Source organism: Serratia sp. M24T3 (assembly GCF_000257645.1).
Classification (GTDB): domain Bacteria; phylum Pseudomonadota; class Gammaproteobacteria; order Enterobacterales; family Enterobacteriaceae; genus Rouxiella.
On record NZ_AJHJ01000060.1, the window covers coordinates 1 to 9,954 of the forward strand.

Sequence of the window (9,954 nt, forward strand, 5' to 3'; positions counted from 1 at the left end):
ATCCCTAATTATCTGGATCGCCAGTTTGCTGTTACCGAGCCTAATCAGGCCTGGTGCGGTGATGTGACTTATATCTGGACGGGAAAACGCTGGACTTATCTGGCTGTTGTACTCGATTTGTTTTCCCGTAAACCGGTTGGCTGGGCGATGTCATTTTTCCCTGATTCAGCACTGACAGGTAAAGCCCTATCGATGGCCTGGGAAGCACGGGGAAAACCGACTAATTTACTGTATCACTCGGATCAAGGCAGTCACTATACAAGCAGGAATTTCAGACAGTTACTGTGGAGATATCAGATAAAGCAAAGCCTGAGTCGCCGGGGAAATTGCTGGGATAACAGCCCAATGGAACGGTTCTTCAGAAGCCTGAAAACAGAGTGGGTACCGGATAAGGGCTACGCGAATTTTAGCAAAGCCAGCACGGCAATAACGAATTACATCACAGGATATTACAGCCAGCTCAGACCTCATCAATATAATGGTGGTTTGACGCCGAATGAATCAGAACGATTGTTCTGGAAAAACTCTAAAGCTGTGGCCAGTTTATGTTGACCACTTCAAATCAGCGGACATGCTTTTATGAATGCGTGATGATTTTTTACCTACTTATTTTAGAAAGTACGTTTACGCGGCAATAGGTATTTTGCGACTAAGGGGCTTGGGGAACATAGCAAGTCAATGAAAAGCTTAGAAGTGTAGTCCCGTTTCTGTGGGGGAAATAGGGGCAGAGTGGAATGCATGCCGCCGTCAGCAGGGTAGCTCTCGAATGTCAGACACATCCACTCTACCTCTACATTATGAATTAATTTGTTACCGAAAGAAACAAAATGTTGTGTATCTGAATACATTTTCAGTTATATTTATATACGCTGTTCATACTTATAATAACAACGGAGTTTTCCGTATTATGAGGCTCGCATGCCTCGCTCCTTAGCAACCCGCAACGGTTGCTTTTTTTTTGGCCGCCTTCTCTTACTGTAAGTATCCCTGTAAAACGGCCCATTCATTTATGGAGATCTTCCGACATACTGATTATGTCCCCTGAGGAGATCTCCATGCGTAAAATCCGATTCACCGAACACCAGATTATCGCCGTTCTGAAGTCCGTCGAAGCTGGTCGTACCGTTAAAGATGTCTGCCGTGAGTCCGGTATCACCCCTTTGAGCCTTACTCCCCATAGCTCGGGATCATCCCGACGATCCAACTCCAGCTCTGGGAACTTGAAATATAGCGACTGGTAAACTTCATAATCAATATCAAACCAACTGTTTGTGGTTTCACTGACATCAACAATGTACTGATCTCTATTTCTTTTGTTTCTTATCAGAGAAGCTCTAGCAATCTGTACGATATGTGGGTTCAAATTGAAGATAAAAGAACCTTGCTCACGCAAGCCTAGGAACCACTGTCGCATGTTCCGAATGTCTTGCTGAGTGAGTACATTGGCTTCAATCCCGGCACAGACCATTAACCCGATCTGCTGCGTAGCTTTGGAACCAGAACGCATGAATTCAACACGCCCGTCGTTAGCAACGACATTTAGCTTGTCTGAACCGGTGTAAAAATCACAGAAAGGAAGAGAGTATCCTTTCCTTGGCTGTCGCGAAAAGCAAAATGCGCCTGCTTTACAATATTGTCTTTCGACTGCGATTTAGCCTCTGCAACGTAATGCCCGCCAGAAACATTGCAGGCTGGGCATTCAATATTTGCCTTCACAAAATCTCGAAAGCTCAGCGCTGAATCCACATTATTTTTATCAAAAAGACTTTCCAACTGCCGGGCATCAAGTTCACGCTTAAACGTTCTGGAGTAGGCAGTAATCGTCATTAGGAGTCTCCTTTCATGGGGGTTCGTATTTTATCACACTGCCTTCATACCAGCGGATTCCGCGCCTTCCAGTTCCAAAAACAGTCTTACCGTACAATAATATCCGATCTCCAAACTCACCCCGTGAAGGGCAGGAAGATCAGCTTGGCGCACTGGGACTGGTCACGAACGCGGTGGTACTGTGGAACACACTTTATATGCAGGAAGCTCTGAGCTGGATGCGCAGCCATGGAGAAGAAACCGGTGATGAGGATATCGCCCGTTTATCCCCGCTGATGCACGGACATATCAATATGCTGGGACATTATACGTTCACGCTACCGGAGGATATTCTGAAAGGAGAACGGAGAGGGATTAAATTTTAATTTAAACAATAAATTATCTCCTTAGCGTACGTTTTCGTTCCATTGGCCCTCAAACCCCTCAATCAGCTCCGCATTCTTCAGGAAAAAAGACAGGACGGTGATTCTTAAGTATGGGTGAGTTAAAAAAACCTTTGAATGTTGTAACTAAATTTAGTTTTTATTAAAGGCCTGAGGTGGTTATCCCCCGGCCTTAGCTACGTTTCCGTTATGCTTAGAAGAACATGCGAATCAGTTCCAGGAACGCGATTAACACTCTCGGAACCATGATTGCCTTATCAATAAAAGCTCCCATGCGTTTCTCCATAAATGGAGAGATAACAATGCTGCTTGCTCATACACTGCCTGTTACAGCGGTTTCTACATGGTTAGGTATAGACAGTCCCCCTCCGGTCAGAGCACCAACTCAGCACCGGAAAACCAAAAAGCCCGATCTTACCAGTCGGGATTTTTTGCATCTGAAGTAAATCAAAGCCAGCGTGCGCTACGTGAAATCTGGAGAATTTCGGTGGCGTAACCCCTCCCCAGTTTTTAAAGAAGATTCGTATCAGCCAGAGCAAACATTGAATTCAAACTGGTACGAAATTTCTTTACTGATGTGTCCAGCTCCATATTCCAGAGCTAATGCCTGCCGCAGCAGTGCGATCTCATCTTTATTATGCTGATGCTCCATAAAGGCTCTGCTGACTGAAGCCGCCCCGATGCACTCCTGCGCCCCCCCGGATGGCGTGATCTTCATTTGTTCTGATTGTGTAATTTCCCATGAAAACCCTTTTTGCTGTGCTGGCGTTTGTACGGGCGTGTGGTTTGCTGGCAAAATAAGAATGGCCAACCCTCGCGACCGTACAGTTTTGCTGGCAGTCAGATTTCACCAACGTCGAGATCACAATCGGTGCAACGAATGTTCAACCCCGCTTTACCCGGCACTGTTGCAAAGATCTGACGATGGTAAACTGATACCACTGTTTAGCTGAAGGAACAGCACCGGCAGATAAAGTACCGGAATAATATAATCGAGTGCGATCATTGAAAACTGAAACGGATAATCAACGCCACGCTGGGCTTCAAGTCAATGAAGACGGCTTACGCCACAATCAAAGGGATTGAAGTGAGGCGTGCGCTACGGAAAGGTCAGGCAGAATCATTTTATTTTGGGCATCCCCTGGGCGAGATGCGGCTGGTGTGCAGAGTCTTTGAAAGATGAGACCTTTCAATAACACAACAGGCTAACTCATCAATCACTTTGCAACAAGCTAATTAAATCACCCGAACAACCTTAGTCTGCTTGCATGGTAAGCAATGTGCTCACCAATAAAGCTTGAAATGAAATAATAGCTGTGGTCGTAACCAGTATGATACCGGATCGACGCATTGATGTTCATCTCACTGCATACTCTCTCAAGGCTTTTGGTACGTAACTGCTCTTCATAAAAGGCGTCACTCAGCCCTTGGTCAATGAAGATTTCAGGTAATTTTTTACCCTGTAAAATGAGGCTGACAGGATCGTAGGCTTCCCACGTTTTTCTGTTTTCACCCAGGTACGCGGTAAATGCCTGTTGTCCCCATGGCACCTGAGAAGGTGATACGATCGGGGAAAATGCCGATACACTCACATATTCACCAGGATTTCGCAGAGCCAGAACCAGAGCACCCAACCCTCCCATGGAATGACCGGATATAGATTTTCTTGCCGTTGCAGGAAAATGATTCATGACGACATCCGGAAGCTCCCTGAGAATATAGTCATACATCCTGTAATGCACACTCCACGGACATTCCGTCGCGTTCAGATAAAAACCGGCCCCCTGGCCAAGATCGTAGCCGTCGGCATCGGGGACATTATTACCCCGGGGGCTGGTATCCGGGACAACGACGATGATGTTATGCCGGGCTGCATAATTCTGCATACCCGATTTGGTGATGAAGTTCTGCTCAGTACAGGTCAGGCCCGACAACCAGTACAGCACCGGCAGTTTTTCTGTTACTGCTTTCGGAGGAAGATACACACCGAAATTCATTTCACAATTAAGGAATTGTGAATAATGGCGGTACACATTTTGCCAGCCGCCAGAGCTAGCATGCTGCTCGATGAGTTCCATCAGCCTTATCTCATGGTTAATTCCCCTGACCGGAAGTCAGGGGAAGTATCTTTAAATCCGGACCTCAGATGAATGTATAAGCCGTGATTTTGTTACCCGCCGGATCTCGCAGGTAGGCAGCATAGGCCCCAGGAAGGTGGCCACGAGGGCCAGGCTGACCTTCATCAGCGCCACCGGCGGCAAGGCCGGCGGCATGGAAAGCATCAACATCTTCCGGGGTGGCAGCAGCGAAGCCTACAGTCACCCCGTTGGCGGATGGTGCTTCACCGTTCCCCGGACGTGCTATAATAAAGGCTGGTTTTTCTCGACCATAGAGTACCCAGCCATTGCCAAACGGCCCGAGGTTATTGATGCCAAGCGTACCCAGGACAGCATCGTAAAACGCGGCGGATTTTTCAATGTCGGATGCGCCGATGAACACATGGGAAAAGATCCCATCGCCAGAAATTACAGGTGTTGCCATTATTCACTTCCTTCAGTTTGGGTTTGTTAAGGTCCCGATGGGATCAGTAATGAATCACCGTCCGAATAGATTTACCTTCATGCATAAGCTCAAAGGCATCATTGATTTCATCCAGCGTCATGGTATGGGTCACAAAGGGCTCAAGCTCGATATCGCCCTTCATTGCATCCTCGACCATGCCGGGCAACTGTGTGCGGCCTTTTACGCCGCCAAAAGCGGAGCCTTTCCATACGCGTCCGGTAACCAGCTGAAAAGGACGGGTGGAAATCTCCTGCCCGGCACCTGCCACACCAATGACAACTGACTGCCCCCACCCACGGTGAGCACTTTCCAGCGCTGCACGCATTATGTTAACGTTACCGATACATTCGAAGGTATGGTCAATTCCCCACTTGTTGATATCCAGCAGAACATCCTTAATCGGTTTATCATGGTCATTCGGATTAATGCAGTCGGTGGCGCCGAACTGTCGGGCCAGGGCAAATTTTGACGGGTTGGTATCGATGGCTATGATACGTCCTGCTTTTGCCTGACGCGCCCCCTGAACCGCAGCTAGACCAATTGCGCCAAGACCAAAAATGGCAACAGAATCACCGGGCTGCACCTTAGCCGTGTTGTGGACGGCGCCAATACCGGTGGTCACGCCACAGCCCAGCAGGCAGACGTGTTCATGGTTCGCCTCCGGGTTAATTTTTGCCAGAGAAACCTCGGCCACTACGGTGTATTCACTGAATGTGGAGCACCCCATGTAATGGTAAAGAGGCTGACCGTTGTAAGAAAGACGGGTGGTCCCGTCAGGCATCAGCCCTTTCCCTTGAGTCTCGCGAACCGATACACAGAGGTTCGTTTTACCGGACTGACAGAATTCACACTCTCCGCATTCGGCGGTGTAAAGTGGAATGACATGGTCACCCGGCTTGACGCTGGTGACGCCTTCACCGACCTCAACGACGATACCTGCCCCCTCATGGCCGAGAACCACCGGGAAAACGCCCTCAGGGTCATTTCCTGAGAGGGTAAAAGCATCGGTATGACAGACGCCGGTGTGAGTGTTTTTAATCAGTACCTCGCCTTTTTTAGGCGGTGCAACATCAATCTCAACAATCTCCAAGGGCCTCCCTGGAGCAAATGCAACTGCGGCACGTGATTTCATGTGTAATTTATCCTCAATGTAATAATGGCCTCAGCTATTTAAGATAGACACGAACCAGATCAATCGTATCGTCAACTGATTTACTGACTTCATGGCTGTAGCTGTCATTCTGGTCAAAGGTTTCCCGTATGTGGCTCTCCAGCACCTCAGCCATCAGTCCGTTAGTTGCGCCCCGGACGGCGGCGATTTGCTGGAGAATGGAGCGGCATTCAGCGCCGTTTTCTAGCGCTCTTTCCAGAGCATCAATCTGCCCCCTGATGCGGCGAACCCGGGTAAGTACCTTTTTTTTCTCCTCCGGAGTACTGGGCATTGCTTACCTCACTATTTTTTGATTTTACATACTATAGTGGGGTATATTAAAATAGTCAACATATACTCCCTCATAGTATGTATGATATAACAGAGAACAAACACCGACAGTTTTCATTTGTCTTATAAAACACTGTGTTGTTTAATTGCTGCCGTGAAACAGATAGAAGGGAAGTTACTGCTAAAATGATATCTACGGAATACGGAATTTGATGCATAAAGGGTTCTGTTAAATTTCGCCAGAGATTGACTCTCTGTGATGGTCAAAAAATGTGCTTAACGAATGGAAGGGACTTCCCCTGATTATGTGCCTGATTAACTCTTGTGCAATTATGGGGTAAACATAGCCCTGGAGGGATTCGTTATGACCATTACTACTGTCGGTATCGATCTTGCTAAAACGTGTTCGCTGTTCACGGAGTTGACCAGAATAGTAAGACGGTTCTGGTCAAACCCAAAGTATCGCGTGCTGCACTTCCCGAACTGCTCGCTGGGTTGCCACCCTGTGTTATCGGGATAGAGGCATGCTCCGGGGCTCACTACTGAGCAAGGTTGTTTCGGCAGTATGGTCATGAACCACGCCTGATGGCTGCAAAGTTTGTGTCTCCCCCGGTAATGCTGCTGCTGATGCACAGGCTATCTGTGAATGGTACTGTTGCAAAGTTCGCGACAAGGTAGCCTTTTATCTTATTGAAAGGCCTTACATTTCAAAACTCTGCTTACCAGGCGCATCTCGCCCAAGGGATCACCATAATAAAACGGTGAGGCCTGGCCTTTACGCAGTGCACGCATTACCTCAATACCTTCAATTGTAGCGTAAGCCGTCTTCATGAATTAAACCCAGTGTGCCGCCGATTATCCTTTTCAGCTTGCCATGATCGCATTCAATGACGTTATTCCGATACTAAATCTGTCGGTGTTCAACATCAGGCGGACATCGACCTTCGCGTTTGAGCAGTGCGAGCGCACGGCCATAGGTCGGCGCTTTATCTGTGTTGATAAATCGAGGGATCTGCGACTCCTTCACGTTGTTGAATATTTTACCCAGGGACCGGTATGCCGCCTTGCTGTTACGACATGGAGAGAGGTAAAAGTCGACAGTACGGCCCCTGTTGTCAACGGCTAGGTAAAGATAAGCCCAGCGGCCATTGACTTTCACGTACGTTTCATCAACGTGCCACGGGCAAAGATCGGAAGGGTTACGCCAGTACCAGCCCAGTCGCTTTTCCATTTCAGGGGCATAACGCTGAACCCAGCGGTAAATCGTGGAGTGATCGACATTCACACCACGCTCGGCCAGCATCTCCTGTAGTTCACGGTAGCTGATGCCGTATTTGCAGTACCAGTGTACCGCCCACAGGATGATGTCACGCTGAAAATGCCGGCCTTTGAATTACTCAGTCAGCAAAAAAGGGGCGATAAGTTTACCACCTCCTGATTTTTGCAACAGAGCCCTGTGAATCGGTTCGTCGTCCACATATGCGATTTGTACCAGTGAAGGACGAAAGCCAGCAAGCGATGCAATAATTACACCGTACCCGGCAGGGGTTTATAGAAGAGAAAACAGCAACATATAATCGACTAAGAGGACTGGTATCTGAATGCGGCATCATTGCTCCACAAAGCACAGATGCCCTGCGGCATATAGTTTCTGAGCAAAAGAGTTCTTTACCACTTCAGGTTCAGCAATGTGTCGATGATTTGCTGAAACATATTGATCATATTGAACAAAAAATTACTGAATATGACCGGATTCTGTCTCGTTCGGCAAAGACTGATCACTGTAGCCAGCGATTAATGGAGCTGAAGGAATTGGCCCCACAACCGCCTGTGCACTGGTCGCCAGTATTGGTAATGCTCATGATTTTAAGAATGGGCGTCAGCTGGTAACCTGGCTGGGATTGACACCATCGCAATACAGCAGCGGCGGAAAATCAAAGCTTGGCAGGATAACGAAAGCTGGTGATTCGTATTTGCGAACTCTGCTGGTTCAGGGGGGACGTTCAGTTCTGATTGGCGTCGATAAAAAGACTGATTTTTCAGTCGTTGGTTTTGTTCGTTGGTTGAGCGTGGAGGATATTGGCGTGCCGCTGTGGCCATGTACTCAGCCAGCTAAAGCACGAAGCAGTATAACCATCTGACCTGCAACTCGTTGATGATAAAGGGTTAGCCCCATCTGGCTATTGTACAGGATATACGTATCCGCTTAACGAACAAGAACCTCACGCGCGTCTTTCATCAGGGCCCGAATCGATGACGATTCATCATGGCCGGTTATAGTACCGTAGTCTCTCCCCTTTATTTTGACTGAAGAGCAGACAGAAACCTTGAATACCGGCGTTGACATGCCGGGGAAGCCCTTATAGTACAATAATTCTCTATATCCAAACGGACCCCAGTAATATTCATAAGTATGGATTATTGTTTGTCAAAACACACGATCACAATGGTGTTGGCCAAGCAAAGCGCGGCAGGGATTTTTTCATCCGATTAGAGCCTTAGCCTTTGCTCTGATCTCAACAAGTTCTTCAGACGATACAGTGCCTTTCTTTGTTACTTTTCGCGCTCTCCAGTCAACACAGGTAACTTGATCGGCAATAGCAACGCTTTCGCGGCTACCCGATAGTTCTACCTCAAATGGATAGCCTTTAGCTTTGGTGGTGCACGGAACGCAAAGCAGCAGCCCTACAGGGTTATTGTAAGAAAAAGGGCTAAGGACGACCGCTGGGCGATGGCCTCCCTGTTCGTGACCTTCTACGGGGTCAAAATCCAGCCAGATCAGATCCCCGGAGTTTGGTACGTAGCGTGAGACCATTTAGATCAATTCCTTTCCAACCGGGGAACCAAAATCTATCTTTCCATGAATGTTATCAGGTGTGATACCTGATAATAGTACATCTAGTGAATACTCTTTATATTTCAATGGAATTAAAACAATTTGGCCAGCTTCATCAATTTTCAAATCGAGCTTATCTTCAACATTAAGTGCTGCTGCTTGCATTACGCTGGCTGGTATCCTGATCGATGGACTATTACCCCATTTTTTTAGCGTTACTGTTGTCATTAACATTTCCTTCCTCACATTTGTAGATACATTGTAGAGGATAAAAAATATATCTACAAGCAACCCTCTTCCTGGCAGACAGGTTTTTTTAGCTTACTTTTAGCGATGAAATGGGTAAGAGCGAAAAGCGCCTTTTCTCTGTAGTGCGTTTCGTTAACGCCCTGCCTCTGGGCAAAGACCAGAGGTGCTACCTAAAGTTTGTTGGGGAGCGTAGCGACCATGCCGAACCGGCGCGGCAGTCTGGTCGCTGCAAGGGCGGTCATTATCGGCTTTCCCCGTTATCCACAGAACTTATCCAGCAAATAAGTAGATCTTGAATGAAATTAAGCAGGTCGAAGACCTGATGATTTTCAGCTAAATATTGGTTGATTGCAGATAATCCCACTTACCTATTTGCAGGTAAGTGTGCATAAAAGATATAGCTCCGGTGTTGATAGGGGGTTAGGGAAAATTTCGGTGAGGTAATCATTATAAGCATGGCTAAAAAAACAAGCTATTCCAGCCGATGGACAAATAACATCCTCCGCAGGGAAACAGATTAGTGAAAAGAGGGCGGGTTAGTAATGTGGGGCTGTACTAGGCTGCTCCATATTTACCAGTTCAAGCTGGTAAAGCTGAGTCAAGACCATTTTTTCAAACTGCTGAGGGATTATATACCATTCATATCACGGAAAATA

General features: G+C 47.3%; 10 protein-coding genes and 6 pseudogenes. 6 read left to right on the plus strand and 10 right to left on the minus strand.

Features of this window, described 5'->3' with window-relative positions; translation table 11 throughout:
• Positions 1 to 552: IS3 family transposase (locus SPM24T3_RS23560; RefSeq protein WP_009639354.1), on the plus strand; the 552-nt coding region annotated here is incomplete at its 5' end.
• A 503-nt stretch (positions 553 to 1,055) separates the two neighbouring features.
• Positions 1,056 to 1,157 (plus strand): annotated as a pseudogene (locus SPM24T3_RS25015) (transposase); the annotation flags it as partial.
• A gap of 382 nt (positions 1,158 to 1,539) precedes the next feature.
• Here SPM24T3_RS25015 and SPM24T3_RS25020 read toward each other — a convergent pair.
• Positions 1,540 to 1,827, minus strand: coding sequence for a hypothetical protein (locus SPM24T3_RS25020; protein WP_009639356.1), 288 nt, complete (start codon positions 1,825 to 1,827; stop codon positions 1,540 to 1,542).
• A gap of 122 nt (positions 1,828 to 1,949) precedes the next feature.
• Between SPM24T3_RS25020 and SPM24T3_RS23570 the strand changes: the two are divergent.
• Positions 1,950 to 2,217, plus strand: a pseudogene (locus tag SPM24T3_RS23570) (Tn3 family transposase); the annotation flags it as partial.
• Between the two features lie 186 nt (positions 2,218 to 2,403).
• Here the strand turns inward: SPM24T3_RS23570 and dinQ are convergent.
• Together dinQ and SPM24T3_RS25650 are read right to left on the minus strand one after the other, a co-directional pair.
• Entirely contained in the window at positions 2,404 to 2,496 is a 93-nt protein-coding gene (gene dinQ, locus SPM24T3_RS26200; protein ID WP_369699997.1) for a damage-inducible type I toxin DinQ, read from the minus strand.
• A 240-nt stretch (positions 2,497 to 2,736) separates the two neighbouring features.
• Positions 2,737 to 3,021, minus strand: a complete 285-nt coding sequence (locus SPM24T3_RS25650) for a hypothetical protein (protein ID WP_157135357.1) — start codon at positions 3,019 to 3,021, stop codon at positions 2,737 to 2,739.
• Between the two features lie 150 nt (positions 3,022 to 3,171).
• Between SPM24T3_RS25650 and SPM24T3_RS25025 the strand changes: the two are divergent.
• Positions 3,172 to 3,393 (plus strand): annotated as a pseudogene (locus SPM24T3_RS25025) (DDE-type integrase/transposase/recombinase); the annotation flags it as partial.
• Between the two features lie 58 nt (positions 3,394 to 3,451).
• On the opposite strand, the gene fghA reads toward SPM24T3_RS25025, so the two are convergent.
• The 4 genes from fghA to frmR all read right to left on the minus strand — a co-directional run bounded on the left by fghA (position 3,452) and on the right by frmR (position 6,214).
• On the minus strand, positions 3,452 to 4,288 hold the full coding sequence (gene fghA, locus SPM24T3_RS23575) for an S-formylglutathione hydrolase (protein WP_009639358.1): 837 nt from the start codon (positions 4,286 to 4,288) through the stop codon (positions 3,452 to 3,454).
• Between the two features lie 64 nt (positions 4,289 to 4,352).
• A complete protein-coding gene (locus tag SPM24T3_RS23580; RefSeq protein WP_009639360.1) occupies positions 4,353 to 4,751 on the minus strand; it encodes a VOC family protein in 399 nt (132 codons plus the stop codon).
• A 43-nt stretch (positions 4,752 to 4,794) separates the two neighbouring features.
• Positions 4,795 to 5,904: an S-(hydroxymethyl)glutathione dehydrogenase gene (frmA, locus tag SPM24T3_RS23585; RefSeq protein ID WP_009639361.1), complete on the minus strand. Its 1,110-nt coding sequence runs from the start codon at positions 5,902 to 5,904 to the stop codon at positions 4,795 to 4,797.
• A gap of 34 nt (positions 5,905 to 5,938) precedes the next feature.
• Positions 5,939 to 6,214 carry a formaldehyde-responsive transcriptional repressor FrmR gene (gene frmR / locus SPM24T3_RS23590; RefSeq protein WP_009639362.1) on the minus strand — a complete coding sequence of 92 codons (276 nt, stop codon included), beginning with the start codon at positions 6,212 to 6,214 and terminating at the stop codon, positions 5,939 to 5,941.
• A gap of 363 nt (positions 6,215 to 6,577) precedes the next feature.
• Between frmR and SPM24T3_RS25655 the strand changes: the two are divergent.
• Positions 6,578 to 6,822: pseudogene (locus tag SPM24T3_RS25655) on the plus strand (IS110 family transposase); the annotation flags it as partial.
• A gap of 78 nt (positions 6,823 to 6,900) precedes the next feature.
• On the opposite strand, the pseudogene SPM24T3_RS25030 reads toward SPM24T3_RS25655, so the two are convergent.
• Positions 6,901 to 7,579: pseudogene (locus tag SPM24T3_RS25030) on the minus strand (IS6 family transposase).
• Between the two features lie 89 nt (positions 7,580 to 7,668).
• On the opposite strand from SPM24T3_RS25030, the pseudogene SPM24T3_RS25260 reads away from it, so the two are divergent.
• Positions 7,669 to 8,314, plus strand: a pseudogene (locus SPM24T3_RS25260) (IS110 family transposase); the annotation flags it as partial.
• 381 nt (positions 8,315 to 8,695) lie between these two features.
• Here SPM24T3_RS25260 and mazF read toward each other — a convergent pair.
• Positions 8,696 to 9,028 carry an endoribonuclease MazF gene (gene mazF / locus SPM24T3_RS23610; protein ID WP_009639366.1) on the minus strand — a complete coding sequence of 111 codons (333 nt, stop codon included), beginning with the start codon at positions 9,026 to 9,028 and terminating at the stop codon, positions 8,696 to 8,698.
• A complete protein-coding gene (locus SPM24T3_RS23615; protein ID WP_009639367.1) occupies positions 9,029 to 9,277 on the minus strand; it encodes an AbrB/MazE/SpoVT family DNA-binding domain-containing protein in 249 nt (82 codons plus the stop codon).
• Between the last annotated feature and the right edge of the window lie 677 nt (positions 9,278 to 9,954).